19 protein-coding genes and 1 riboswitch are annotated in these 26,009 nt (G+C 65.7%); of the genes, 7 read left to right on the top strand and 12 right to left on the bottom strand.

Going from position 1 to position 26,009, the window contains the following annotated elements; genetic code table 11:
* Nucleotides 1-219: 219 nt before the first annotated feature.
* The 3 genes from ACZ1JV_RS03705 to ACZ1JV_RS03715 all read left to right on the top strand — a co-directional run bounded on the left by ACZ1JV_RS03705 (nt 220) and on the right by ACZ1JV_RS03715 (nt 3,518).
* On the top strand, nt 220-1,134 hold the full coding sequence (locus ACZ1JV_RS03705; protein ID WP_465140076.1) for a dihydrodipicolinate synthase family protein: 915 nt from the start codon (nt 220-222) through the stop codon (nt 1,132-1,134).
* Between the two features lie 10 nt (nt 1,135-1,144).
* The gene (locus ACZ1JV_RS03710; RefSeq protein ID WP_465149636.1) at nt 1,145-2,143 is read left to right on the top strand and encodes a 4-hydroxyproline epimerase; all 999 of its coding nucleotides are present in this window, start codon (nt 1,145-1,147) and stop codon (nt 2,141-2,143) included.
* A 155-nt stretch (nt 2,144-2,298) separates the two neighbouring features.
* Nucleotides 2,299-2,405, top strand: a riboswitch (SAM-I-IV-variant riboswitch).
* A gap of 60 nt (nt 2,406-2,465) precedes the next feature.
* Nucleotides 2,466-3,518, top strand: a complete 1,053-nt coding sequence (locus ACZ1JV_RS03715) for a threonine aldolase family protein (protein ID WP_465149637.1) — start codon at nt 2,466-2,468, stop codon at nt 3,516-3,518.
* A 114-nt stretch (nt 3,519-3,632) separates the two neighbouring features.
* Here ACZ1JV_RS03715 and ACZ1JV_RS03720 read toward each other — a convergent pair whose 3' ends face one another.
* The 5 genes from ACZ1JV_RS03720 to ACZ1JV_RS03740 all read right to left on the bottom strand — a co-directional run bounded on the left by ACZ1JV_RS03720 (nt 3,633) and on the right by ACZ1JV_RS03740 (nt 12,779).
* Nucleotides 3,633-6,578: a TonB-dependent receptor domain-containing protein gene (locus tag ACZ1JV_RS03720; protein WP_465149638.1), complete on the bottom strand. Its 2,946-nt coding sequence runs from the start codon at nt 6,576-6,578 to the stop codon at nt 3,633-3,635.
* 244 nt (nt 6,579-6,822) lie between these two features.
* Nucleotides 6,823-8,967: a molybdopterin-containing oxidoreductase family protein gene (locus ACZ1JV_RS03725; protein WP_465149639.1), complete on the bottom strand. Its 2,145-nt coding sequence runs from the start codon at nt 8,965-8,967 to the stop codon at nt 6,823-6,825.
* A gap of 87 nt (nt 8,968-9,054) precedes the next feature.
* Nucleotides 9,055-10,587 (bottom strand): glycoside hydrolase family 27 protein, encoded by a 1,533-nt coding sequence (locus tag ACZ1JV_RS03730; protein ID WP_465149640.1) that lies wholly within the window; start codon nt 10,585-10,587, stop codon nt 9,055-9,057.
* An 84-nt stretch (nt 10,588-10,671) separates the two neighbouring features.
* Nucleotides 10,672-12,090 (bottom strand): amino acid permease, encoded by a 1,419-nt coding sequence (locus tag ACZ1JV_RS03735; protein WP_465149641.1) that lies wholly within the window; start codon nt 12,088-12,090, stop codon nt 10,672-10,674.
* Nucleotides 12,091-12,122: 32 nt separating this feature from the next.
* Entirely contained in the window at nt 12,123-12,779 is a 657-nt protein-coding gene (locus ACZ1JV_RS03740; protein ID WP_465140070.1) for a GntR family transcriptional regulator, read from the bottom strand.
* Between the two features lie 254 nt (nt 12,780-13,033).
* Here ACZ1JV_RS03740 and ACZ1JV_RS03745 point away from each other — a divergent pair, with 254 nt between their 5' ends.
* Entirely contained in the window at nt 13,034-14,254 is a 1,221-nt protein-coding gene (locus tag ACZ1JV_RS03745; protein WP_465149642.1) for an NAD(P)/FAD-dependent oxidoreductase, read from the top strand.
* A gap of 70 nt (nt 14,255-14,324) precedes the next feature.
* Here ACZ1JV_RS03745 and ACZ1JV_RS03750 read toward each other — a convergent pair whose 3' ends face one another.
* The 3 genes from ACZ1JV_RS03750 to ACZ1JV_RS03760 all read right to left on the bottom strand — a co-directional run bounded on the left by ACZ1JV_RS03750 (nt 14,325) and on the right by ACZ1JV_RS03760 (nt 20,736).
* Nucleotides 14,325-17,447 carry a glycoside hydrolase family 2 TIM barrel-domain containing protein gene (locus ACZ1JV_RS03750; protein WP_465149643.1) on the bottom strand — a complete coding sequence of 1,041 codons (3,123 nt, stop codon included), beginning with the start codon at nt 17,445-17,447 and terminating at the stop codon, nt 14,325-14,327.
* Between the two features lie 2 nt (nt 17,448-17,449).
* Nucleotides 17,450-19,729 (bottom strand): S9 family peptidase, encoded by a 2,280-nt coding sequence (locus tag ACZ1JV_RS03755; protein ID WP_465149644.1) that lies wholly within the window; start codon nt 19,727-19,729, stop codon nt 17,450-17,452.
* A 209-nt stretch (nt 19,730-19,938) separates the two neighbouring features.
* Nucleotides 19,939-20,736: an SDR family NAD(P)-dependent oxidoreductase gene (locus tag ACZ1JV_RS03760; protein ID WP_465149645.1), complete on the bottom strand. Its 798-nt coding sequence runs from the start codon at nt 20,734-20,736 to the stop codon at nt 19,939-19,941.
* Between the two features lie 115 nt (nt 20,737-20,851).
* Between ACZ1JV_RS03760 and ACZ1JV_RS03765 the strand changes: the two genes are divergently transcribed.
* Nucleotides 20,852-21,745 (top strand): LysR family transcriptional regulator, encoded by an 894-nt coding sequence (locus ACZ1JV_RS03765; RefSeq protein ID WP_465149646.1) that lies wholly within the window; start codon nt 20,852-20,854, stop codon nt 21,743-21,745.
* 120 nt (nt 21,746-21,865) lie between these two features.
* Nucleotides 21,866-22,027, top strand: coding sequence for a hypothetical protein (locus ACZ1JV_RS03770; protein WP_465149647.1), 162 nt, complete (start codon nt 21,866-21,868; stop codon nt 22,025-22,027).
* Between the two features lie 7 nt (nt 22,028-22,034).
* Here ACZ1JV_RS03770 and ACZ1JV_RS03775 read toward each other — a convergent pair whose 3' ends face one another.
* Nucleotides 22,035-22,817: an ABC transporter ATP-binding protein gene (locus tag ACZ1JV_RS03775; RefSeq protein WP_465149648.1), complete on the bottom strand. Its 783-nt coding sequence runs from the start codon at nt 22,815-22,817 to the stop codon at nt 22,035-22,037.
* Entirely contained in the window at nt 22,811-23,824 is a 1,014-nt protein-coding gene (locus ACZ1JV_RS03780; RefSeq protein WP_465149649.1) for a FecCD family ABC transporter permease, read from the bottom strand. Before ACZ1JV_RS03780 ends, ACZ1JV_RS03775 begins: the two co-directional genes overlap by 7 nt.
* A 71-nt stretch (nt 23,825-23,895) precedes the next feature.
* Here ACZ1JV_RS03780 and ACZ1JV_RS03785 point away from each other — a divergent pair, with 71 nt between their 5' ends.
* A complete protein-coding gene (locus ACZ1JV_RS03785) occupies nt 23,896-24,777 on the top strand; it encodes an ABC transporter substrate-binding protein (protein ID WP_465149650.1) in 882 nt (293 codons plus the stop codon).
* Here ACZ1JV_RS03785 and bluB read toward each other — a convergent pair.
* Together bluB and cobO are read right to left on the bottom strand one after the other, a co-directional pair.
* Nucleotides 24,764-25,399 (bottom strand): 5,6-dimethylbenzimidazole synthase, encoded by a 636-nt coding sequence (bluB, locus tag ACZ1JV_RS03790; RefSeq protein ID WP_465149651.1) that lies wholly within the window; start codon nt 25,397-25,399, stop codon nt 24,764-24,766. The two genes, ACZ1JV_RS03785 and bluB, sit on opposite strands and share 14 nt — an antisense overlap.
* Before the next feature lie 2 nt (nt 25,400-25,401).
* Entirely contained in the window at nt 25,402-26,007 is a 606-nt protein-coding gene (gene cobO / locus ACZ1JV_RS03795; RefSeq protein ID WP_465149652.1) for a cob(I)yrinic acid a,c-diamide adenosyltransferase, read from the bottom strand.
* Nucleotides 26,008-26,009 lie beyond the last annotated feature (2 nt).

Genomic DNA, 26,009 nt, shown 5'->3' on the forward strand with positions numbered 1-26,009 from the left:
GCGCTTCGGCGTGACCGGGAAAGGGGGCGTCGGCGGGAGTCGATGCCCCCTTTTCGCTGTCGGCGCAGGCCCCGTGGGTTTTACCTGGCTGGCGCCAAGCTTCGGATTTCGTTTGACTCCGCACGCACCTGGTGGTGCGAATAATGCAATTGCAGGTTAATTTGTAATATCGTATACGATATCTAGATTAACCAGAAACATCGCAGGACGATTCTCATTATGGCAATTGGTTGGAAGGGTGTGTTCCCCGCGGTCACGACCCAGGTGCGCGAAGACCTCTCCCTCGATCTCGCTGACACCCAGCGCGTCGTTGACGATCTCATCAACGACGGCGTGACCGGCGTGATCGCGCTCGGCACCGTTGGTGAAAACAACTCGCTCGAATTCGACGAGAAGGTTCAGGTCCTCACCGCGATCGTCGAAGCCGTGAACGGCCGCGTTCCCGTCGTCACCGGCGTTTCGGAATTCGATACCCGCCGCGCCGTGCGTTACGCGCAGGCTGCCGAAAAGATCGGCGCCGACGGCCTGATGCTGCTGCCGCCGATGGTCTACGTGCCCAAGGCCAAGGAACTCGTCGCGCACTTCAAGGGCGTGGCCGACCAGACCGGTCTGCCGATCATGCTCTACAACAACCCGCCGGCCTACCGCACGGTGATCGACAAGGACGTGCTGACCGCGCTGATCGATGTGAAGAACATCGTCGCCGTCAAGGAATCCGCGCCGGATACCCGCCGCTTCACCGATTTCCGCAACACCTTCGGCGATCGCTACACGCTGTTCGCCGGCCTCGACGACGTGGCTCTGGAAGGTCTCTACCTCGGCGCGCAGGGCTGGGTTTCGGGCCTCACCAACGCGTTCCCGAAGGAATCGGTCGAACTGGTCAAGGCGTTCGAACGCGGCGACCATGCCAAGGCCATGGAAATCTATCGCTGGTTCATGCCGCTCCTCCACCTCGATGCCGAGCATGACCTTGTCCAGTCGATCAAGCTGGCCGAGCAGGTCATGGGTCGCGGTTCGGAGCGCGTTCTGCCTCCGCGTTACGTCCTTGAGGGCGAGCGCCGCGCGGAAGTGATCGCGATGGTCGAGAAGGCCGCCGCCACCCGTCCCGACCTGACGGTCGCGGCAGCAGCATAAGGGAGCGTCGATGCGGCACACTTTCTTCTGCATCGACGGCCACACAGCCGGTAACCCCGTTCGCCTTGTGGCGGGCGGGGCTCCGCTGTTGAAGGGCGCCTCGATGTCCGAGCGTCGGCAGGATTTCCTGTCGCGCTTCGACTGGATCCGTACCGGCCTCTGCTTCGAGCCGCGCGGGCATGATATGATGTCGGGCGGCTTCCTCTATCCGCCCTGCGATCCGGCGAACGACATCGGCATCCTGTTCATCGAGACCAGCGGCTGCCTGCCGATGTGCGGCCACGGCACCATCGGCATGGTCACGTTCGGCCTTGAGCACGGCCTGATCCAGCCCGCGACGCCGGGCAAGCTGCGTGTCGAAGTACCCGCCGGCGTGATCGAGATCGCCTACGAAACCAGTGGTCCCAAGGTCACCTCGGTGCGCATCACCAATGTCCCCGCCTATGTCGCCGAACGCGGCATTGAGGTGGACGTGGAAGGCATCGGCCCGCTCTCGATCGACGTGTCCTATGGTGGCAACTACTACGCCATCGTCGAGCCACAGGGGAACTACACCGGCCTCGACGATCTCGGCGCCTCGCGCATTATCGAGCTTTCGGGCCGCATCCGCGAAGCCGTGCGCGCGAAGTACGAGCCGGTCCACCCGCTCGATTCCACGATCCGCGGCGTCAGCCACATCCTCTGGGCCGACAAGCCTAAGCACGAGGGCGCCGATGGCCGCAACGCCGTGTTCTACGGCGACAAGGCGATCGACCGCAGCCCCTGCGGCACCGGCACCTCGGCCCGCATCGCGCACCTGCACGCCACCGGCCGCCTGAAGGTGGGTGAGCGCTTCGTGCACGAAAGCTACATCTGCAGCCGCTTCATCGGCCGCGTGGAGCAGGAAGTCATGCTGGGTGACAAGCCGGCGATCATTCCCTCGATCGAAGGCTCGGCCATCGCCACCGGCTTCAACACGATCTGGATCGACCGCGAAGACCCGTTCTGGGCCGGTTTCCAGGTTACGTAATTACGATACCCACCCGATCGGCGGGTCTGCATTCCCTCTCCGCCGATCACTTTTTAGCCCCCGTCGGACTGCCGGCGGGGGCTTTTTTGTGCGGTAATGTTCGTGCGCCCTGCCGCAACACTCTTGCGCAGCCGCTCGGGCGCGTCTATTGGCCGTCTCAGCATCAAGAGTCGGACCGACGTTCGACGCCAACCTGCTCCCCGAGCAAGGTGGTGCCTCCGCAGGGAGGGATGTGGCCGGACCGGCAACTAAACGGGACCTTTCGCCACTGTCATACGTCGATCCGGATCTTGCCACGCAAGATACTCGAGGAAACGCAGCGATGACACAGCACCCCCAGCAGTTCGCAAGTGACAATTACGCCGGCATCTGTCCCGAGGCGCTTGCCGCGATGATGGAGGCGAATGCCGGTTCGGCCGTGGCCTATGGCGACGACGAGTGGACCCTGCGCGCCGCCAACAGCTTCCGCAGCCTGTTCGAGGCCGATGGAGAGGTGTTCTTCGTGTTCAACGGCACGGCGGCCAACTCGCTGGCGCTGGCCTCGCTCTGCCAGTCCTATCACAGCGTGATCTGTTCCTCCTCGGCCCACGTCGAGACCGACGAGTGCGGCGCGCCGGAGTTCTTCTCCAATGGATCGAAGTTGCTGGTCGCCCAGTCGGTGGACGGCAAGCTGACGCCCGAGGCGATCCGCGCACTCGCCGCCAGCCGTTCCGACATCCACTTCCCCAAGCCGCGCGTCGTCACCATCACCCAGCCGACCGAAACCGGGCAGGTCTATTCGATAGACGAGGTCAAGGCGATCTCCGCCGTCTGCCGCGAACTCGGCCTGAAGCTGCACATGGACGGCGCCCGCTTCGCCCACGCCTGCGCCGCGCTGGGCTGCGCGCCGGCGGACATCTCATGGAAGGCCGGGGTGGACGTGCTCTGTTTCGGCGGCACCAAGAACGGCATGGCCGTGGGCGAGGCGATCCTCTACTTCGACCGCGCGCTGGCGGCGGACTTCGACTATCGCTGCAAGCAGGCCGGACAGCTCGCCTCCAAGATGCGCTTCCTGTCGGCGCCATGGATCGGCCTGATCGAAAGCGGCGCCTGGCTGCGCAATGCCGAACATGGCAATGCCTGCGCGCGCCGTCTGGCCGAACTGGTGGGTGATCTGCCGGGGCTCTCGCTGAAGTTCGCGGTGCAGGCGAACTCCGTCTTCCTGGAGGCGCCGACACGGGTGCTGGACGATCTGCGCGAGCGCGGCTGGCGCTTCTACACCTTCATCGGCGGCAGCGCCCGCTTCATGTTCGCCTGGGACAGCGACCTTGCCCGCGTGGAGGAACTGGCGCGCGACATCCGCGAGATCGCCGCCGCGCAAGTGGTCCCGGCCTGATCAGGATGTGCAAAGGCCCGCCCGGTCTTGTGACCGGACGGGCCTCGCACAGATCCCACGGGGGGACACGGCGGCTTTCGGATACGGAACGAAAAGCCGCCGTGCGGGACGGGATCAGAAGTTCGCGGTGAAGCCCACGAAGATGGTACGGCCGAGCGAGTCGTAGACGCCCGGGTAGGTGTTGCCGTTGCCGAACGACTGCAGCAGGCCCGAGTCGAGGACCGGCGGGTCCTTGTCGAACATGTTGTTCACGCCTGCACGCAGGGTGAAGTTCTTGTCGATCGCCTGCGTCAGCGACAGGTCGAAGTAGTTGTAGGCGCCGATCTTGCGGTTCACGGTCGTCTGGTCGGCCGAGAGCAGCGGATTGTCGGTCAGGCTCGAAAGCTTGGTGCCGCCGATATAGCGCCAGGACAGCGAGACGGTCGTGTCGGTCGGCGTCATCCACGAAAGACGCGCGACATGGCGCCATTCGGGGGTCGGCTGGCCGCAGGTGTACCCGAACAGGCCCTTGCAGTCGTACGAGCCGCCGCCGGGGACCGGCTGCGAAACCTGCTCGATCAGGTAGGTGCCGACCACGCCGAGGTTCATGCTGCCCAGCTTGCCGATGTTGAACGTGTAATCGGCATTCACGTCGAGACCGGAGGTTTTGAGGTAGCCCGTGTTCATCGTGGTCGAGATGATATAGCCCGAGTTCTGGCCGAAGACCTGGCCCGAACGCGGATCGCGCACGAACAGACCGCAGTAGTACGGATCACCGGTGGAAGCGCACTGACCCATGATCAGCGAAGGCGCGATCGAGCCGATGTAGTCCTTCACCTTGATGTTGTAGTAGTCCACCGAAACCGAGAAGCGACGCAGCGCCTTCGGCGTGATGACCACGCCAAGCGTGTAGGTGTCGGCAGTTTCCGGCTTGAGCGCGACGTTGCCGCCACCCAGCGCGGAGCACTGGTCGGACGGGCAATTCGGAATGCTGCCGTACATCGACTGCGTCACGCCAGTCGCCTGGCAGACCTCGAACGAGGCGCTGGGGCTGCTGCCGGCGCAGGGATCGGTGCCGTTGACGTTGCCGACCGATTGGGCGGCGAAGAGTTCGGCCACGTTGGGCGCGCGGATCGCGTGGTTGTAGCTGGCGCGGATGCGCAGGTCGTCGACAAGCGCCCACGACAGCTCACCCTTGTAGGTCCACACGTTGTAGCCCGACTTCAGGCCGGTGGAGTTCTGCTTGTTGTCGTAGGACGAATAGCGCAGGCCGCCGTTGATCGTCAGCGAGCGGAAGAACGGCTTGTCCTCGATCAGCGGGACTTCGATTTCGCCGAAGGCCTCGGTCACGGCGATGATGCCGTCGGAAGGCAGCGTGCCGTTCTGCTGGGCGACTTCGTCAGCCGTGAAGTTCAGCGTTTCGCGGCGGCGTTCCACGCCCAGCGCGATGCCGACGCCCTTTTCGGCCCAGGGCAGGGTCACGCCCATCTGGCCGAGATCGCCGCTCAGCGAGCCCGAGATCACGCCCAGCGAGTTGCGCGAAGCGGTGTTGCTCTCGCCGAAGATGTAGGCGGCCTGATCCGCCGTCACGCCGCCGGGGGTGAAGACGTTGATCGGAATGCAGTTCGGATCGGTGCCGTCGATGACCGAGCGGCAGGTCGGCACGCCGTTGACGTTGACCGCATTGAGCGCGAGGCCGGCCTTGGCCTGGTTCACGTCGTTGAGGTACGTCTCCTTGTACTTCACCAGCGAGTACATGTAGTTGACGTCGTAGCTGAAGCCGCTGCCGATATCGCCGCGCACGCCTGCCGAATAGCGATAGTCGTTGAAGCGCAGATTGTCGCGGCGCGGCTGGCCGACCACGCGGTAGCCGACGTTGGTCGGGGCAGTGGCGTCGGTGCCTGCTGCCGAGCCGCAGATGGCGCTAAGCTGAGCGGCGCTGGCATAGGGGTTGTTACAGGAAACGTCGAAGGCCGTGCCGAACCACACTGCCGAAGGCGCCACCTGCGAGAAGGTCTGGTCCTTCATGTACATGAAGCTGCCGTAGACTTCGGCTGCCTTGCTGAACTGGAAGTGCGCGAAGCCGCCCGCCGTGTAACGCTCGTCCGAGCGCTGGAGGTAGTTGTCCGGCGAGGTGTTGTACGCATACGAATTGTCGTATGGCACCAGCGTGCCGCTGCCGTCGCGGTTGTTGATGAGGGTCTGGCCCTTGTAGGGGCTGAGATCCGAGAGCGGAATGAACGAGCCGTAGGGCGTGTTGCTCGAACCGCCGCAGAACAGCTGGTCGAAATTGCCGGAGCCGACGACCGATTCACGATCCTGCAGGGCGCAGGCGGAAACGTCGCGGCTGGACTGGCGGACCGGGCTGATGTGGCGATAGCCGCCATAGACGGTGATGTTACCGCGGCCGTCGGCAAAATTCTTGCCCGCCGCGATAGTGATGTCCTGCTTGCCGCCGTCGGCGACCGAGGACGGGGCCGTGTCGTAGCCTGAGGCGCTTTGCAGCGCGCGGAGCGAGCTGTTGTTGTTATTGTGCTGGGAGAAGCCGGTCTGGGCATCGACGCGAACGCCGTCCAGGTCCTTCTTCAGCACGAAGTTCACCACGCCCGAAAGCGCGTCCGAACCATAGACTGCCGAAGCGCCGCCCGACATGACATCGACACGCTCGATCAGGGCGCTGGGGATGAAGGCAAGGTTGATCGCCTGCGAAGGCATCATGCGCTGGCCGTCGATCAGCGTGAGAACGCGGTTCGATCCGAGGTTGCGCAAGTTGATCTTGGACGTGCCATCCGAACCGTTCGAGACGTTCTCATTGGCGTCGGCGGTGAACTGCGGCAGGCGGTTCAGCACCTGTTCGACCGAGGTCGCGCCCTGGAACTTGAACTCGTCGGAACCGACGACCGTCTGCGGGCTGTTGCTTTCCAGGTCGGCGCGCTTGATGCGGGTGCCGGTAACGACGATGTCGGCGGCGGGGGCCGCTTCGGCTGCATCCTGCGCGAACGCCGTGGTGGTGCTGACAGTCCCGGCGATGAGCGCCGATATTGCTGCAGCGCAATAAAGTGTCTGGTTACGACCCCTCATGGGCATGACTCCCTTGTTCAATGCGCCAGTGTTGCGACACATTTCGCGTCATGTCAAATATAGTATACGAAATAAGTTATCTGTCGTAAAAATGCCGCAATGGCACGCGGTTGCGCGGTTTTCCGGGCTTTGAATGCGCGGTGAAGGGAAAGCGGGAGTCTCTCCGCGGGACATCGAAAGCCTGTTTCGGCCTGCGCAGGGCAAACCGAATCGTCCGACTATTGGTAGCGGCATGCAGTGCCGGTCAGGCCGCGGTGACGCGGATCGGTATGCCGGAAAAGCGCGGCATGAAGTTGATCGGCTCCAATGTCTCGACCAGCGAGGTCAGTTCGCCGGGATTGGAGCCGCCATCGGCGACCGGATCGCCGGAGCCCGTCAGCGCGCCGAACATGTGCGACATCGAGACGACGCCGCGCCGCAGCCGGTCCTCGGCCTGGACGAGCGCACGGATCGTGCCGTGGGGGGAGGCGATCTCCACCAGCGCATCGTCCTCCAGCCCCAGCGCGGCCATGTCGAGCGGGTTCATCCAGGCGGGATTGACCGGATAGCGTTTGCGGGCGGCGCGGGAATCGCGGAACGCACCGTTGAGTGTATGCAGCGTGCGGCGGCTGACGAGGCGCAGCGGATAGCCATCGTTGGGAGGTTCCGTGGCATAAGCGCGGAATTCCGCCGCGACGTCGGCGGGCATGAGCTGCAGCTTGCCGCCGGGATTGGGCGCGGGCTGCACGAAGGCCGGTTCGCCATCTGGGCGCAGGCCTTCGGGATGGGCGGCGAGGCTGTCGAAATCGACTTTGCCCTCGGCCGCCAGAAAGCGGCAGAGCGCTTCGGGATCGGGCTTTTCGGTCAGGCTCAGCGGAAGGCCGCGCGGGATGTCTTCAAAACGCTGGCCATAGCTCCAGGACTTGAACGTCAGCGGCAGGCCCATGCGCGCGGAGACTTCCCAGAAGAACTCCCAGTCATGCAGGCAGCCCGGCGGCTTGGCGACGATCGGCGGGGCATATTGCGCGAAAGCTTCGGGAAACAGCGCGTCGGCGGCGAGGGTAAGGTCGTGGCGTTCGAAAGGCTGGCTGGCGGCGATCAGGTAGTGCGCGCGCTTGCCGGTTTCGTTGATCCGGGAATCGAGCGAGACGAGCAGATCCAGCTTGTCGAACGCGGCACTGGCGAGGGCCGGATCGCCCATGGCCTTCAGGGGATCGCCGCCGAAGACGATCAGCGCGCGGATGCGGTCTGGCGAATCCGCCGTGATCTCGCCCGGTAGCAGGGCGGAAGGAAACTCGCCGAGAAGCTGGCCGGTGTCCGCGCTCAGGCATTTCGGCTCGCGTTCGAAGCTGCGAGAGGGGGAGGCGGCTATCTCGAAGAACGTGCGAGGGCGCAGCGTGCCGGGATTGCGCACGAGGTCGCCCGCGCGGCGATATCCGCCGCAGAGCACGTTCACCAGTTCGATCATGTGATCGGCGAGGTTGGAGTAGGCCGAGAACGAAGGCCCGGTGCCGCTGCCGACCGCTACCTTGCGGGCTTCTCCCAGCCATTGTGCCGCCAGTTCGATCTGCTCGGCCGGCACGTCGGCGCGGTGCGCGGCCCATTCGGGCGTCGCTTCGGCCACCAACGCACGCACATCGTCCAGTCCGGAGCACCACCGATCGACGAAAGTATGGTCGCATGTACCGTCGCGCAGCAGAACATGGGCGATGGCAGCGAAGATCGCGGTATCGTGGCCGGGCAGCGGCTGGATCAGCAGATCGGCATAGCGCGCGGTTTCGGTGCGGCGCGGATCGATCAGGATCAGCTTCATGCCGCGCGCCCGCGCCGTTTCCAGCGCGCGGCCCGGCGCGCCGCTCTCAACCAGCGCGAACGGCGCGCCCTGATGGGTGACGACCGGATTGCCGCCCGCCAGCAGCGCCACGTCAAGATCGCGCAGTGCGTGGCGGCCGCTGGCGAAGGTACCCATCCGCGCCATCGTCACCCACTTGGCCGACTGGTCGATGGTCATCGTCGAGAAGAAATTGGGCGTGCCGAGCGCTGAAACCCACGCCCGTTCCATCAGCCCGCCCAGCGTGCTGCGATAGGCGCCGGTGCCGTGGTAGACGGCCACCGATCGCGGCCCATGCTCGGCCACGAGCGCGGCCAGCTTCGCGCCGATGGCGTCCAGCGCGGTATCTGGCTCTATCGGTGCGAACGCGCCGTCCGCCCCGCGCGCAAGGCACTGGAGCAGCCGGTTTTCCGCCCCGTTATGAAACTCCACCGAGGCAAGGCCCTTGGGGCAGAGGTAGGCGCCGTAGGGAGAAACCGCGCCGTCAGGCCGCACGCCCAGCATCCGGCCCTGATCGACATCGATCGCCATGGCGCAGGAGGCGCTGCAATTGCGGCAGAAGGTGCGGACGGTCTCCATCGCCCAGCGATGCGACCGTCCGCGCTTATAGGAAAGGCCGGGCGGCGGGTCTTGCCGTCAGGGGCAAGCGGGGCCGCCGTCCCGGCTTTACTTGCGGCCCTTCACCGCAACCATCACCACGCCGCGCGCGGGCACCTGATAGCCGGCGGGCAACGCGCCTGCCTTGGCGCCGCTCCACAGATCCTCGACCCCATCGACCGCGGCAAGGCCCGCATCGGCCGGCGTCAGCGACAGCGGTGCCGGCGCATCGCCCCGGTTGAACAGCGCCAATGCCACGCGGCCATCGGACAGCGGCTTGGCCCAGACTTCCATCGAACCCGCCTTGCGCACCGGCTTGCCCTGCACGCCAAGCGTATCCTGATCGACGGCGATCACGCGGCGGTTGGTGAGCATCGCCAGCGTTTCCGGGCTCATCTCGCGAAGGTCATGCCCCATCATCAGCGGCGCGGCGGACATGGCCCAGAGCGACATGTGGGTACGGTATTCGTCCGCGCTCATGCCGCCGTTGCCGATCTCCAGCATGTCCGGGTCGTTCCAGCCATGCGGGCCGGCCCAGGCGGGATTGCCGTTCTTGTCGAAGCCGATCTTGGCCATCGTCGGATAATCGTCCGTGATGTCGCCGGTCGTGCGCCAGAGCACACCGCCCACGTCGCGGCCCCAGCTGCCCACGTCGAAGCGGCCATATTCGCAGAGCGAGAACACGATATCGCGCCCGGTCCGCTTGCCGGCTTCCTGCAGCGCCTTGCCCATTTCGTAGTAGCTGCGCTTCACGGTGTCGGCATCGGCGTAGAACCATTCGCCCGAGCAGAGGTCGTACTTCAGGTAGTCGAAGCCCCAGTCGGCATACGTATCGGCGTCCTGCTTCACATGGCCGTAGCTGCCGATGTAGCCCGCGCAGGTCTTAGGCCCCTGCGAGGAGTAGATGCCGATCTTCAGCCCCTTCGAATGGACGTAGGCGGTCAGCGCCTTCATGTCGGGGAACTTGGCATTGGGCTGGAGCACGCCCTTGGCATCGCGCTCACCCTGCCAGCCATCGTCGATATTGATGTAGATGTAACCGGCATCGCGCAGGCCGGACGAGACCATGGCATCGGCCATGGCGCGCACGGTCTTGTCGTCGATATGATCGGCGAACTTGTTCCAGCTGCTCCAGCCCATCGGCGGGGTGGCGGCCAGCTTGCTGGGGATCGGTGCGCCCAGCGCGGGAAGCGCCGAGAACTGGAAGGCGCGGGCCTTGGCGTCCTTCGCGGTGCCGGGGCGGCCGGTGCTGTCGATTTCCGATTCCCAGATCTGGCCCTTCAGATGGGCGCGGCCGTCCTCGATGGCGACGCTCCACTGGCGGGTCAGGTGATCGCGGTCGTTGAGGTTGCGCGCCTCGAACTTCAGCACGCCGCCTTCGATGTGCGGGTTCATCATCTCGACCGGGCCGTACCACTTGGTCGTCACCGAGCCGGCGATCTTGCCGCCCTTGGAAGTGACTTCCATCATCGTCACGCCGGGGGTGGGCGGCGTATCGTCGAACAGCCAGACGCCGTCATAGGCGGTCTTGGCGAGCGCGGGCGAGGTGCCGGCGAGCAGTGCAGTTGCAATCCCTGCAGCTTTGATAAAGGCGTGTTTCATCGCGATCTCCTTGGACCGTGTCGCATTCGGAAAAGGTGGAGCGGGAAGGGGTGGGGGATGCCGGCCGGGCATCCCCCGAAAAGGTTACGCGGCAGTCTGCGCTTCGAGAGCGGCTTCGCTGCGGGTGCGGCCGTAGAGGCAGTAGGCGACGAGGCCGATGACGTTCCAGGCGCCGAAGCGGACCAGCGTGGTCGAAGGCAGGCTGAACAGCAGGTAGGCGCAGCCCAGGATCGTCAGCGTGCCGACCACGTAAGGCTGCGGGCACTTGAACAGACGCGGCAGCTGCGGCGCGCGGCGGCGCAGGATCATCAGGCAGGCGCCGACCGAGATGAAGGCGATCAGCGTGCCGGCATTGGCCAGCTCGGCAATCTCGTCCAGGCGGAAGATGCCGGCGACGAGGGCGATGGAAATGCCGGTGATCAGCGTGATGCGGGTGGGGGCGCCAGTGCGCGGGCTGATCTTGGCCAGGCTGCGCGGCAGCAGACCGTCACGCGCCATAACAAAGAACACGCGGCTCTGGCCGTACATCATCACGAGGATGACCGAAGGCAGCGCCAGCACGGCGGCAAGTGCGATCAGGTGCGCGGCAACCGGCTGGCCAAGCTGGCGCAGCACGAGAGCGAGCGGCTCGGGCGAGTTGGCAAGCTGCTGGAAGGGCAGGGCGCCGATCGCGGTGATCGCCACGGCCATGTAGATCGCGGTGCAGACCACCATCGAACCGACGATGCCGATGGTGAGGTCACGGCCCGGGTTCTTGGCTTCCTCCGCCGAAGTGGCGACTGCGTCGAAGCCGTAGAAGGCGAAGAACACGATGGCCGCTGCCGCCATCACGCCGCGCTGCATGCCGCCCACTTCGGTGCTGGCAAAGCCATAGGGCATGAAGGGGTGCATATTGTCGGCATTGAAGGCGGGCGCTGCCATGAACACGAAGATCGACAGCGCGACCAGCTTGATGATGACCAGCACGATGTTCAGCGTGGCGCTTTCACGCGTGCCGGCGATCAGCATGCCCATCACCGCCAGCGCCACCATTACGGCGGGCAGGTTGATCACGCCGCCGCCATGCGGGCCGACCAGCAAGGCATGGGGCAAGTGGATTCCGGCGGATTGGATCCAGCCCACCAGATAGCCGGACCAGCCGACCGCCACGGTGGAACAGGCCAGCGAATATTCGAGGATCAGGCTCCAGCCCACGACCCAGGCGATGGTCTCACCCATGGCGGCGTAGGAGAAGGTATAGGCGCTGCCCGCGGCCGGGATCATCGTCGCCATTTCGGCATAGGCCAAGGCGGCGCAGGCGCAGACCGCGCCGGCAACCGCAAAGGCCAGGATCACGGCGGGGCCGGCGCGCTCGGCGCCGACGCCGGTCAGCGTGTAGATACCGGTGCCGACGATCGCGCCGACGCCAAGGGCGATCAGGTGCGGCCAGCTCAGCGTCTTGGCAAGGGAATGTCCGGAATCGCGTTGCGACAGTTTTTCTATGGATTTACGCGGTCCGAGCATTCGGTCCCCCAGGTTTTAGTCGACCGGCTTGGTCAGCCCGTCTGTTCGGCGGTGAAATGGGCACGCAAGTCGTCAAGCGTGCTGGCGATGTGCTGCGTGAGCAGGCCTTTCACCTTGGTCGCATCTCCGGCGAGCCAGGCTTCGAGCAAGTCACGGTGTTCGGTATGCGCGCGGTCCCCGCGGCCGGCCGGCTCCAGATGGGCCAGCACGTAACGTTCGGCCAGAACCTCAAGCCGTTCCACCAGCTGGGTGGTCAGCAAGCGCTTGGCCGGGCGGACGAGCGCGACGTGGAATTCGCGGTTGCGCACGGCCACGTCGTTCAGATTGCCCGATGCGGCGGCGTCCAGCACCTCGAACGCCTTGATCGCGGCTTCCTTGTCAGCCTCTTCCGCCAGGGTGGAGGCATAGGCGGCCGCAGCCGGCTCGATCGACAGGCGCAGCTGATAGATTTCTTCTGCCTGGTCGCTGGACATCGGGCGGACGAACCAGCCGCGATTGGCCTGGCTGGTCAGCAGGCCTTCATGTTCAAGCCGCGCGAGCGCTTCGCGCAGCGGGATCTTGCTCACGCCCAGTTCGGCGGCGAGCGCATCCTGCCTGACCGGCTCCATGACAGGCAGCTTCCCTTCGACGATCCTTTCGCGGATCACGTCGAAAATACGTTCGGCAAGCGTGCGGACGACGATTGTCACCAGAGGGTCTCCATATAGATCGCCCCCATGCGGCGCGATGCCGCGTCAGGGCTGACGTATACGGTAGATGATGTATCACAGGCCCGCAATCTCGCCGTCCACGGTGCAAAGCATTGCACCCGGCTAAGGCCTTGTGCGTATTGGCTGTCCGAACCGGGGAAAACCGGAAGCATGGGTGATGGTCTGCCTTGCGTGGATTCTGGAATGCGTTTATATCGTATACGATCTCATTTCAGCTTTGCAATGGAGTTTTTGTGTCGCGCATAGCAGTGGTCGGCGGAGGGGTAGTCGGCCTGTCGGTTGGCATCGAATTGCTGGAGGCCGGAAACGCGGTTGTCCTGATCGATGCCGATGATGCCGGGCAGGCGGCAAGCTGGGGCAATGCCGGCCATATCGCGGTGGAGCAGGTGGAGCCGCTGGCCTCGCTGGAGGCCGTGCGGTCGATGCCGCAGCGCCTGTTCCTACGCGGCGGGGCGCTGGCGTTTCCGCCTTCCGCTGTCGATGCCTGGCTGCCGTTCGGCCTGCGATTGCTGGCTGCATCGGCGCCTTCGCGGTTCCGCAAGGGCTGTGCGGCGCTGCGCCCGCTGATGGAAGCGGCAATGCCGGCGTGGGTTTCGTTGACCGAGCGGATCGGCGCGCCGGACCTGCTGAAGCAGGATGGTCATTTCGTGCTCTGGAACGAGCCGCGCAAGGCGATTGCCGGCAAGGCAGCGTGGGAAGCGGCCGATACCGGCGTGGCACGGGTTCAGGCGGCGACTCCGGCCGAGCGTGAGATGCTGGGCAAGCTGGGCGCCTTCAAGGTGGCTGGTGCGATCCGCTTTTCGGGGAGCGGCCAGATCGCCGACCTTGCGGATTTGCGCGATGCGCTGCGCGTTGCTTTCGCGGCGCGGGGCGGCGCGATGGTTTCGGGCAGCGCGAAGCTGCGCCGGACCGGCAGCGGCGTCGAGGTTGAGGGCGTCGAGGCGGATCGCGTGGTGGTCTGCGCGGGCGTGCGCTCGCGCGCGATCATGGAAGCGCTGGGGCACAAGGCTCCGATGATCGCGGAGCGCGGGTATCACATCCGCGCCGATGCGGCGGGCTGGCCCAGGGACATGCCGCCGGTGGTGTTCGAGGAGCGATCGATGATCGTCACCCGCTATCGCGACAGCCTGCAGGCGGCGAGCTTCGTGGAATTGGGCAAGGTCGATGCGCCCGCCGATCCGCGCAAGTGGGAACGGCTGGAACAGCATGTCGCCGAACTGGGCCTGCCGGTAAGCGGGCCGTTCCGGCGCTGGATGGGCTGCCGGCCGACGCTGCCGGATTACCTGCCGGCGATCGGGCGTTCGGCGAAGGCGGACAATCTCTACTATGCCTTCGGGCACCAGCATCTGGGGCTGACGCTGGCGCCGATTACCGGAAAGCTGGTTGCCGCGATGATGGCGGGCGAGCAGCCGGCAGTGCCGCTGGAACCGTTCGATATTCGCCGGTTCGGCTGAAAACCGGACGGCAGGAAATCGGGGGCGGGAAATCGAGGGCGGCGGTGCGGAACCGCCGCCCTTTTTCGTGTCAGGGTGCGCCGATGGTGAACGAATAGGTCAGCGGCTTCAGCGCGATGCGATAAGGCATGTGCGCCCGACCATCGAGGTTCCAGCCGGTATCGCCGCCCACGCCCGCCTGCGCGGCATCGATCAGCAGCGTGCCGTTTCCGTGCGGGCGAATGTCAGAGCTATGCGCCTGCGATGGCGGCTTCATCGCCAGATCGGCATAAGGGAACGCCAGCGCATTGACCGAAAGCGGCTGCGCGCCGGTGACGCGGAAGCCGGTTTTGGCACCCGTCAGTTCGATCCAGCGCACATCGGTCTTGTTGCCCGATTCCTGCGGCCTTGCGTAGTCGTGGAACTGCTCGGCCACGGTGCCCTGCCACTGGGCGATCAGGCCGCCGGTCTTGCGATCGGCATAAGTCTCCTGCGGCCCGCGCCCAAACCAGCGAACATGGTCGAGCATGGCAGGCGTCTCGAAAGCCAGCCCCACGCGCAGCGGATCGGGCAGGGTATCGCGCAGCGGCTCGAAATGGACGGTGACGCCCACCGACCCATCGGCGGCCATCGTCCAGCGCGTCTCGGTCTTCACCGAGCCGACGCCCATGTCGTGGTGGACGACGATGGCATTGCCGTCCCGCTCGATGCCCTCGACGCGGCGATGCTCCGAGAAATACTGCCACATCGCATGGCTCTTGGGCACGCCCGAGCCGACGTCATTATCGGTGGGTGAGCGCCAGAAGTTCGGCGCGCCGCCGGTCAGCAGCAGTTTGCCACCGCGCTCGTAACGGGTGACGAGGCCGGTCGCCTTGTCGATCTCCAACACCGCATCGCCACTGGCGAGGCGAAGGGTCGAGGCGGTTTCGCTGGGCGCGACGGTGCCGGCCGCAACCGGCAGTACGGCGGGGGCGGAAAGTTCGAACTGCTCCCAGCCGACGACATGCCCGGCGGGCTGGGTCGGCACCGCTCCGGCCTTGGCACGGGCTCGCAGGACCAGGATTCGTTCGGCTGAGGGGTTCTTCGCCGCCGGGATCGGCACGGTGAGCGGGGCAGAGGCTCCCGGTGTCACGTCAGGTGTCGCCAATGTACCGCTAGCGACATCCTTGCCGTTCTCCATCACCGTCCAGTCGAGCGTGAAGCGCGAGAGGTCGATATGGTCGTGGCGGTTGATCACGCGGTAGCCGCTGGCGTCATGGGTAAAGGCGATCGGCGCCTGCACCTTGGCGAGTTCGTAGTATTCGGGATCGGGCGTGCGGTCCGACTGGATCACGCCGTCACCCACCGGGCTGTCGTCGCCGTGGACGCCGGGCGCCTTGGGATCGGGATCGTAGTCGAGGCCCTGCCCCCAGTAAGTGCGACCCTGCTTGTCCTGCAGCTCCATGGTCTGGTCCACCCAGTCCCAGATGAAGCCGCCCTGCAGCTTGGGATAGGCGCGCATCGTATCCCAATAGCCCTGGAGATCGCCCAGGCTGTTGCCCATCGAATGCGCGTATTCGCACAGGATCAGCGGCTGGGTGAAGTTCGGATCCTTGGCGTAGTCGATCAGCTTTGGCACGTCGTCATACATCGGCGCGAAGATATCGACGTAGCTGTTGGTCGGGTGCCGCCAGTTGCTCATGCTCCAGCCGAGGAAGTTGATCAGGCGGGTGGGATCGTTCGCGCGCACCCATTTGCCCGCCGCCTCGAAATTCGCGCCGACGCCGCTTTCGTTGCCGAGCGACCAGAAGATGATCGAGGGGTGATTGCGATCGCGCTGCACCATGCGCTCCACGCGGTCGAGATGCGCGGCCTGCCACTTGGGATCGTTGGCCAGCAGGTACTTGGGATCGTTGCCGTGTTCCTGCGAGAGGCTGAGATAGCCGTGGCTCTCGATATTGGCCTCGTCCATGACGTAGAGGCCATATTCGTCGGCCAGATCGTACCAGCGCGGATCGTTGGGATAGTGCGATGTGCGCACGGCGTTGACGTTGGCCGCTTTCATCAGTTCGATGTCGCGGCGCATCGTCGCTTCGGAAACGACGTGGAAGGTCTTGGGATCGTGCTCGTGGCGGTTGACGCCGCGGATCATCACCCGCTTGCCGTTCACGCGCACTTCGCCGCCGGCGATCTCCACCGTGCGGAAGCCGATGCGGCGGCTGGTTGCCTCCACCAGCTTGCCGTTGGCATCGAGCAGTTCGACCAGCAGCGTGTAGAGCTGCGGATCCTCGGCCGACCATGTGCGCACGGCGGGAAGGGTACCGTTCAGCGAAACCGTGCCGCCGTTCGCAGCGCCTTCGCGTGTCAAAACCGCGCGCTGCCCGTCCAGCACGGTCGCCCGCACGCGCACGGCGGCGGGTTGGCCGGAAAGATCGACCTTCAGGTCCAGCTTGCCGTCGCGGTAGTCGTTCTCCAGCCCCGCATCGACGGTGAGGTCGCGGATATGCGTGGCAGGGGCCGCGTAGAGCGTGACGCTGCGCTCGATGCCGTTGACGCGCCAGAAGTCCTGATCTTCCAGATAGCTGCCATCCGCAAAGCGATAGAGTTCGATGGCAACGGTGTTCGTGCCCGCATGGGCATAGCGCGTCACGTCGAATTCGGCGGGAAGCTTGGAATCCTCCGAATAGCCGACGCGCTGGCCGTTGACCCAGATGTAATAGGCCGCGCCCGCCGCGCCGACCGTCAGCAGCAGCTTGCGGCCCGACCAATTGGCCGGAACGGTGAACTCACGGCGGTAGGAGCCGACTTCGTTGAGGTCATGCTCGATCCACGGCTGGTTGCGCGGGAACGGATAGCCGCTGCCGACGAAGACCGGGCGGCCGTGCCCTTCGGCCTGAAGGATGCCGGGAACCTTCATCGTCTCCCACCCGCTCACGTCGAAGCCGGGCTTGTAGAAATCGGCCGGGCGCGCCTCGGGATTGGGCGAGAGGTGGAACTTCCAGTCGCCATCGAGCGAGAGGTGATAGCGGGACTTCGTCACGTCACGCGAAAGCGCGCCGGCGCGGGTTTCGAAGCCATCGAAAGTCGTGTGCATGGGCTCCGCGCCCTGGCGGATGACCTCGGGCTGTTCCCATTCCGCCGGCGTGTTTTGGGGCGTGGTTTCGGCATAAGCCGGAGCCAGCGAAAGGCCAAGTGCGAGGCTGCCGATGGCGCAGCCCTGAAGAAGATATCGCATGATCACTGACCCTGAAGGCTGCGGACGAAGAAGGTGGAAAGTCGGCGCGTCACGTAGTCGATCGGGCCGGTAGAGCGGCCCACGGTGTGCTCGCCGCCGGGCACGACAAGGAGGTCGAAATCCTTGTTCGCATTCACCAGCGCGTTCACCACCCGCATGGTGGAGGCAGGATCGACATTGCTGTCCTGCTCACCCACGATCAGGAACAGCTTGCCCTGCAGCTTCGCGGCATTGTCCACGCCAGAGGCATCGGCATAGCTCTTGTCCACCGGCCAACCGAGCCACTGTTCGTTCCAGCTGATCTTGTCCATGCGGTTGTCGTAACAACCCGCCATGGCGACGCCGGCCTTGTAGAAATCGCCATGGAACAGCAGCGCGTTGAGCGTCGATTGCCCGCCTGCCGAGGCGCCGTAGATGCCGACGCGGCTGATGTCGTAGGACGGATCCTTGGCGGCCATGGCCTTGTGCCACAGGATGCGATCGGGGAAGCCCGAGTCCTGCAGGTTCTTCCAGGCCACGTCCTGAAATGCCTTCGAACGGTTGGCCGTGCCCATGCCGTCGATCTGCACGACGATGAAGCCAAGGTCGGCCAGCGCCTGCATGCCGATCACCTTGTCGCCGCCCGAGTGGTAGCCGAAGGGCCAGAAGGTCTTGGGCACGAAACTGTCGTGCGGGCCGGCGTAGATGTTCTCGATCACCGGGTACTTCTTCGCCGGATCGTAGTCGTGCGGGCGCACGACAAGGCCCCAGATATCGCTCTTGCCGTCGCGGGCCTTCGCCGTGAACACTTCGGGGGCGTGGAAACCGGCAGCAGTAAGCCGGCTGATATCGCCCTTGGTGATCGTCGCCACCACGGCGCCGTCGCTGCTGCGGTGGAGTTCGCCGACGGTCGGCATGTCCACGCGCGAATAGGTATCGACGTAGAACTGCATGTCGGGCGAGAAGCGAGCGGTGTGATCGGCGCGCTCGGGCGTCAGCGGGGTGAGGTTCCGACCGTCGAAATCGATGCGGTAGTAGTGGCGGAAATACGGGTCTTCCCCCGCGTTCATGCCGCTGGCGGCGAACCAGATTTGGCGCTTCTTGTCGTCCACCTTGACCACTTCGCGCACGACCCACGCGCCGGTGGTGATGCGGTTCTTCACTTTCCCGGTCTTGCCGTCCATCAGGTAGAGATGGTTCCAGCCATCGCGCTCGGAGGCCCAGACGATTTCGCCCCCAAGCCCGTTCACGTCATGCGCGAAGCGGCGGTCGGCGTAGAAGAAGGTCTTGGCATCTTCGGTAACGGCGGCATGGGCGACGCCGGTCTCGGCATCGACGGCAATGATCCGCGCCTGCCCGAAGCCGCGCTTGTCGTAATCGAACTCGACGCTCTTGCCGTCTGCGCGCCAGCGGGCCTGCGAAAGCTGGTAGGGATTGGGGAACAGCGCGGGACCGACGACCGTTTGCCGCCGATTTGCCACGTCGAACAGCACGGGCTGTTCCTGATCGACCGCATCGCCGGGCTTGGGGTAGAGCTGGCTGCGCAGCGCGGGCTGAAGCTGGCCATCGGGCGCTGCCTCGACGCGCAGGACGTGGCGGGCATAGCCGGGGCGCACGCGGTAGATCATCACATGGCGGCTGTCGGGCGACCACTCGATGGTTTCGGGATCGTAGAAATTGCCTTCGGTGCCGTCGCTGCTGAGGCGTGTCAGGTCCTTCGAACCCGCAGGACGGACGACAAGATTGTTGTCCTCCACCAAGGCTTCCCACTTGCCGTCGGGCGAGGGGCGCGGGTGATTGTCGGCAGGCACCGAGAGATCGCGCACCACGCCGAAGCCGCGCGGGCGACGGGGATCGCTCTGCGCGGTGCAGCGATAGTCGGTCAGCGTGCAGGTCCAGCCCGCATAGTCGATCTCGAAGGCGATCGTCTGGCGGTCACCGGCATAGGAGAACTGCTCGAACGGCAGGCGCAGCGGATCGATGGCCTTGCCCATGGCCTCGCCCAGCGCCTTGGCAAGCCGCTGCTGGTCGAACGCCGCCAACTTGGCCTGCGTTTTCAGGTCGTACGTCTCGAATGCAAAGCCGCCCTCGACCGTCTTGCGATAGGAGAAGGCGTTGCCGTCCGGCGTCCAGGTTGCGGGCCAGGCGATCTCGCGCGTCAGGTATTGCCAGTCCGCGCGGAGCGAAGCCGACCGCGCGATCTCCGCCTCGCCCGGCGCGGCCGTGGCAGCGATCGGCAACAGCACGGCGGTGCAGGCCAGCAGCATGGCGGCAAGACGGGAGCGACGCGGGGGGGATTTCATCGGAAGCGATACCTCGGCTTTTGCCGGGATTCCCGTCCGATCGGCGCTGTCGGTCCGTCACCCGCATGGGTACGAAACGCGCGCGCCTTCGATGATGGCTGAGATACCCCGACAGTGTGACCGGGTTATCGTATACTATATTTCAACATCGGCAACCGGGATATTGACGGGAGACCCGGCACGCCGCTGCGCACCGGGTCTCCGGCAGGTCAGGCGATGGTCGGGACGATGCCGCCTTCGACGCGGATCGCCGCGCCATTGGTGATCGCGCCCAGCGGGCTGGCCAGCAGGGCGACTTGCGCAGCGATCTCGTCCGCTTCGATCAGGCGGCGGATCAGCGAGAGCGGGCGCAGCTTGGCGAAAAATTCCGCCTCACGCTCGGCCTCGGGCGCGTCCTTGTTGTCGACGACGGAGCGGATGAACTCCACGATCCCTTCCGAACGCGTGGGCCCGGGCAATACCGAATTGACCGTGACGCCGGTGCCGCGCGTCTGTTCGGCAAGGCCGCGCGCAATGGCAAGCTGGGCGGTCTTGGTCATGCCGTAGTGGATCATCTCACCGGGGATCACCAGCGCGCTTTCGCTGGCGATGAAGATCACGCGGCCCCAGTTCTTCTCCAGCATCTTCGGGAAGTAATGACGGGCAAGGCGCGCGCCGCTGACCACGTTGACTTCGAAGAAGTGGTGCCAGTCGGCATCGGTGATCTCGGTAAAGGGCTTGGCCTCGTAGATGCCCAGGTTGTTGACCAGGATATCGACCTCCGGCGCGGCGGCGATCAGGGCTTCGGCGCCTTCCGCCGTGGCCGGATCGGCCAGCACGGCGCGCACTTTTCCGCCGTTGGCGGCAAGGGCGGCCACTTTCGCGGCGGCGGCGTCCAGCTTTTCCTGATTGCGGCCGGAGATGATCACATCGACGCCTTCGGCGGCCAGTCGTTCGGCAATGGCAAGGCCGATACCGGCGGTGGAGCCGGTGACGAGGGCAGTCTTGCCGTTCAATTTCAGATCCATGCGAGAATTCCTTCGGGGGGAGAGGTTGGAACAGTCGCAAGATAGGCGGATCGGGGATTGATGATTAGAGCGGATCAAGGCATCTCAGAATTGCATCAAAATCACGAGTGACGCGATGGACAACCGCTTTGGCGAAATGCAGATCTTTCTGGCGGTGGCGCAAAGCGGCAGTCTGGCCGGAGCCGCCCGCGCGCTGCGGCTGACGCCGTCTGCGGTCAGCCGCGCGCTCGCCCGGCTGGAGGCGCGCGTGGGCGTGCAACTGATCGCGCGCACTACCCGTGCGCTCTCGCTGACGGCGGAAGGGGAAGTCTACCGCGACCGCGTGGCCGGGCTGATCGCCGAAGTCGACGATGTGGAGCGCGATCTTGGCGGCGCGCAGGACATGCCGAGCGGGCCCTTGCGGATCAACAGTTCAGTCCCCTTCGGCACGCAATGTCTGTTGCCGATCCTGCCGCGCTTTACCGGGCGCTATCCGTTGGTGCAGGTCAATCTGGCGCTGTCGGACGAACTGGTCGATCTGGTGGAATCGCGGGCGGACATCGCCATCCGCATCGGGCCGCTGCGGGATACCGGGCTGAAGGCGAAGAAACTGGGGCGCAGCGCCATGGCGTTGGTGGCCAGCCCCGCCTATCTTGCCTCGCGCGGAACCCCGGCCCATCCGCGCGATCTGGCCCGCCATGCCTGCCTGCAATTCAGTTTTCGCCGATCGATGGACACCTGGCCGTTCCGGATCGACGGCGCGCTCCACCAGCGCGCCGTGGAAAGCGCATTCCTGGGCAATTCGGGCGAAGTCGTGCGGATGATGGCCGTGGCGGGCGGCGGCATCGCGCGCCTGGGCCGGTTTCACGTCGCCGCCGATCTGGCGGCGGGGCGGCTGGTGGAAGTGCTGGCCGAATACAATCCGGGGGATGGGGAAGACATCCACGCCCTTTATGTGGGGCACCGGAGGCTGGCCTCCCGCATCAGGGCTTTCCTAGACTTTCTGGAGGCGGATTTGCGACTGCCGTGACGGCTTTTCAATTTATTCGAACAGTTGCCGCAAGTTTATCCGGCTGTTTCGGAAAGCGATAAAGGCGCATTCCCACTGCAACGCAGCCGGCCTCTCCGGCGCACCAGCAGGAGAAGCGCCATGACCCGGATGATCGAAGCTTTCAACGACCGCGCCCGTCCTTTCGCGGACATGGCGCAGCCCGTGATCGTCGCCATCGGCACCGCCGGCCTTACGGGCGGCACGATGGCCGCCCTCGGCATGCTTGCCGACCGCGCGCTGCGTCGCCGCCGCACGCACTGAACCGCCGTTATCGCTTCGGACAGCGCGCCAGCGGCACGATCAGCGGCGCATCGTCCAACATGCGGCTGAAGCCGGTGACGCCGTAGACAGTCCGCAACAGTTCCTCAGACAGCACTTCGGCCGGCGAGCCATCGGCCACCAGCCGTCCCTCGTCGATCACCAGCAGGCGGTGACAGTACCGCGCGGCGAGATTGAGGTCGTGCAGCACGGCCAGCACCAGCGCCCCGCCTTTCGCCTCCCGCGACAGCATTTCCATGACATCGATCTGGTGACCGGGATCGAGCGAGGCCAGCGGCTCATCCACCACCAGCGCCTCCGCCCCCACTGCCAGCGCGCGTGCCAGTAAGGCGCGGGCGCGTTCGCCGCCGGAAAGCTGGGTTGCGTCCCGCGCGGCCAGCTGGCGCACGTCGGCGCGGTCCATGGCGTCGTCGATCGCGGCCTGATCCTCTGCGGAAATTCGCGACATCGGGCCGAGATGCGGCAGCCGGCCCAGCGAAACCAGTCGCTCCACCGTCAACGGCCAGTGCAGCGTCTGGCCCTGCGGCAGATAGGCGATCCGGCGGGCCCGCTCTCGCGCGGGGAGCGCGGAAAAGTCCTGCCCGTCCAGCGTCACCGTGCCACGATGCGGGGGCACCAGACCTAGCATCGCGCGCGCCAGCGTCGATTTGCCGGCGCCATTGGGGCCGATCACTCCGACCAGCGTGGCCGGTTCCAATCGCGCGTCGATCCCGTGCAGGACCTCCTGTTTGCCAAGGCGGACGGCAAGATCCTCGATAGCGATCATCACCACAGGCGGCGCTCCCGCAGCAGGTGGACAAGGAAGACCGGAACCCCCAGGAACGCGGTGACCACGCCCAGTTTCAGCTCGGCGTCGGTGGGGATCAGGCGCACGAGAATATCCGCGCCGGTCAGCAGCACGGCACCGCCCAGCAGGGAGGGGACCAGCAGGGCGGAGGGGCTGCGATCGGTGAGCGGGCGGATCAGATGCGGCACGATCAGGCCCACGAAGCCGATGGCGCCGGAAACTGCCACCGCACCGCCCACGCCGATGGCAAGGCCCAACATCAATCGGCGGCGCGTGCGGCGCAGGTCCACGCCCAGCGAGCGGGCGCCGTCCTCACCCAGCGACAGGGCATCCAGCGCGCGCGGATCGGCCAGCAGCAGCGCGCCGCCGATCAGCACGCAGGGCAGCGCGATCCACACGTGCTCCATCGCCCGGTTCTCGATCGAACCCAGCAGCCAGGACATGATCTCCATCGCCGCGAAGGGATTGGGCGAGAGGTTCAGCGCCAGACTGATGCCGGCGCCGGCCAGCGTCGCCACGGCGATACCGGCAAGGATCAGGCTCAGCGGGCTTTCGGACCGGCCCGCAAGCGCGAACAGCAGGCCGATCGCGCCGATGGCCGCGATGATGGCCATCAGCGGCAGGATCGCGGTGTGCCATTCGGAAAGCCCGAAATAGAGCGCGATCACCGCCCCCAGCGCGGCGGCATTGGATGCGCCCAGCACCGAAGGTTCCGCCAGCGGATTGCGCAGATAGCCCTGCAGCACCGCGCCGGACAGGCCAAGGATCGCGCCGACCATCAGGCCGATCAGCGTGCGGGGCAGCCGCAGTTGCAACAGGATCGCCCGGGCAACGTGGTCACCGTCGCCGGTCAGCGCTGCCAGAATGCGGCCGGGCGCCAGCGATACCGGCCCCAGCGCCAGAGAGGCGATCGCGATCGCGATCGCAGCGCAGGCAAGCGCCGGGATCAGCGCCGAATGGCGGGATGGAAGTGAACTGTTGAACGACGGCACGAAAACCTCGCATTGGATCGGCTACCCGTCACGCTTGTGTCCCGGGTCCGTGTTGGTATGGAGCCCATGCCATGGGCTTTGGGAAAATACATCATCGTCTGCGTCTTGCCGCCTGCATCGCCCTTGCGGTGCTGCCCGGCATGGCGGTGGAAAGCGCGGCCACCCGTCCGGCGCAGGCGGCCGGCTCGACGCCCAATTCCAGCGGCGCGCGCCCGCATCGGATCGTCTCGCTCAACCTCTGCGCGGACCAGCTGATCGTCGCGCTGGCGGACCGGGACCAGATCGCCGGGCTGACCCGCTATGCCACCGATCCGAACATGTCGGACGTCGCGGCAGCGGCGCGGGGCCTGCCGGTCTTCGGCGGCGCCGCGGAGGAAGTGCTGGCGGCCGATCCCGACCTTGTGATCGGCATGCCCGCGCGTCGCAATCCCGCCATCGCGGTGTTGAAGGGGCAGCATTACCCCTCGCTCGATCTCAAGTCCGCGCATGATTACGCCAGCATCCTTGCCTCGATCCGCGACGTTGCCCGCGCCGTCGGCCATCCGGAGCGCGGGGAGGCGATGATCGCGCGGATGAATGCGGATCTGGCGGGCCTGCGCAGCGTTGGCCATGGCCGCGTGGCCGCCTATTACCAGCGGCGCGGGTACCTGACCGGCACGGGCACGCTGGTGGATGACCTGATGACCCGTGTGGGCCTTGTCAATCTGGCCGGAAAGCTGGGCAAACCCTCGCTTTCGCAGATGAGCCTTGAGGAAATGGCCATGGCCCACCCCGACTTCATCGTGGTGGACAGCGCCACGCTGAAAGTGGCCGATCAGGGCACGGAGATGATGCAGCACCCGATCCTGGCGGACATTCCGCGCGTGGCCATTCCGCAGGCCTGGACGGTCTGCGGCGGGCCGGCCTACGTCAAGGCCGCAAGGTCGCTGGCGCAGCAGGTCAGCGCTCGCTGACATTGACGCGCCAGTCCAGCCGGGCCTGCCAGCCGCGCCGTTCGAGTTCGGGAACCACATCGGGCCCCAGCGGGCGGCCAAGGCAGAGCAAGCCGATCAGGCGCCAATCCTGCGGCACGTCCAGCAGCTTGGCGACATAGTCCGGCTTCACCACCGAAACCCAGCCGAGCCCCAATCCGCGCGCCCGGGCGGCCAGCCAGAGCGTATGGATTGCCAGAACCACCGAATAGCCGCGCGTTTCCGGCATCGTCGCCGCGCCAAGGCCGCCGCCGATGGGCGTGGCATCGTCGCAGAACACCGCGATGACTTCGGGCGCTTCGCGCATTCCGTGAAGCTGCAGCGCGGAGTAGGTCGTTTGCCGGTCTTCGGACATCGCTTCCCCCGCGCGGGCGACTTCCAGATCGGCATGAACGGCCAGCGCCTCGCGCAGTTCGCCCGAGCGCACGCGCACGAAGCGCCACGGCTGCGAATTGCCCACCGAGGGCGCGAGTTGGGCCGTGGCCAGCAGTTCGGCCACGACCTCTTCACCCAGCGGATCGCTGCGGAAATGGCGCACGTCGCGGCGCCATGCCAGCAGTTCTGCCAGTTCGTGCTGGAATTCGGGACCGAACTGCGGCGCCATGCCTAGAATTCGATGCCCGCCTGCGCCTTCACGCCGGAGCGGAACGGGTGCTTCACCAGCGTCATTTCGGTGACGAGGTCAGCAGCTTCCATCAGCGCATCCGGGGCATTACGGCCGGTGACGAGCACATGCTTCATCTCGCCGCGCGCGGTCAGCACTTCCAGCACTTCGTCGAGCGGCAGGTAATCGTAACGCAGCACGATGTTGAGTTCGTCCGCCAAGACCATGTCATAGGCCGGATCGGCAACCATGCGCTTCACTTCCTCCCACGCCTCGCGCGAGAGTTCGATGTCGCGGGCACGGTCCTGCGTGTTCCAGGTGAAGCCTTCGCCCATCGGCTTGAATTCGACCTGATCGGGGAAAGCATCGAAGACGACCTTCTCGCCGGTGGTCATCGCGCCCTTCACGAACTGGACGACGCCCACTTTCTTGCCGTGGCCGATGGCGCGCACCACCATGCCCAGCGCGGCGGTGGTCTTGCCCTTGCCCTTGCCGGTGTGGACGATCAGCAGGCCCTTTTCGACCGTCTTTCCGGCCATGATCTTGTCATGCGCGGCCTGCTTCTTCTTCATCTTCTCGGCGTGCTGTTCGTCGCTACGCTGCACCATGG

This window comes from Novosphingobium sp. BL-S-19 (genome assembly GCF_055521675.1).

Coding starts and splice junctions, on each gene's coding strand:
- ACZ1JV_RS03705 (WP_465140076.1), top strand. CDS start 220: ATGGCAATTGGTTGGAAGGGTGTGTTCCCCGCGGTCACGACCCAGGTG.
- ACZ1JV_RS03710 (WP_465149636.1), top strand. CDS start 1,145: ATGCGGCACACTTTCTTCTGCATCGACGGCCACACAGCCGGTAACCCC.
- ACZ1JV_RS03715 (WP_465149637.1), top strand. CDS start 2,466: ATGACACAGCACCCCCAGCAGTTCGCAAGTGACAATTACGCCGGCATC.
- ACZ1JV_RS03720 (WP_465149638.1), bottom strand. CDS start 6,578: ATGAGGGGTCGTAACCAGACACTTTATTGCGCTGCAGCAATATCGGCG.
- ACZ1JV_RS03725 (WP_465149639.1), bottom strand. CDS start 8,967: ATGGAGACCGTCCGCACCTTCTGCCGCAATTGCAGCGCCTCCTGCGCC.
- ACZ1JV_RS03730 (WP_465149640.1), bottom strand. CDS start 10,587: ATGAAACACGCCTTTATCAAAGCTGCAGGGATTGCAACTGCACTGCTC.
- ACZ1JV_RS03735 (WP_465149641.1), bottom strand. CDS start 12,090: ATGCTCGGACCGCGTAAATCCATAGAAAAACTGTCGCAACGCGATTCC.
- ACZ1JV_RS03750 (WP_465149643.1), bottom strand. CDS start 17,447: ATGCGATATCTTCTTCAGGGCTGCGCCATCGGCAGCCTCGCACTTGGC.
- ACZ1JV_RS03755 (WP_465149644.1), bottom strand. CDS start 19,729: ATGAAATCCCCCCCGCGTCGCTCCCGTCTTGCCGCCATGCTGCTGGCC.
- ACZ1JV_RS03760 (WP_465149645.1), bottom strand. CDS start 20,736: ATGGATCTGAAATTGAACGGCAAGACTGCCCTCGTCACCGGCTCCACC.
- ACZ1JV_RS03765 (WP_465149646.1), top strand. CDS start 20,852: ATGGACAACCGCTTTGGCGAAATGCAGATCTTTCTGGCGGTGGCGCAA.
- ACZ1JV_RS03770 (WP_465149647.1), top strand. CDS start 21,866: ATGACCCGGATGATCGAAGCTTTCAACGACCGCGCCCGTCCTTTCGCG.
- ACZ1JV_RS03785 (WP_465149650.1), top strand. CDS start 23,896: ATGGGCTTTGGGAAAATACATCATCGTCTGCGTCTTGCCGCCTGCATC.
- bluB (WP_465149651.1), bottom strand. CDS start 25,399: ATGGCGCCGCAGTTCGGTCCCGAATTCCAGCACGAACTGGCAGAACTG.
- cobO (WP_465149652.1), bottom strand. CDS start 26,007: ATGGTGCAGCGTAGCGACGAACAGCACGCCGAGAAGATGAAGAAGAAG.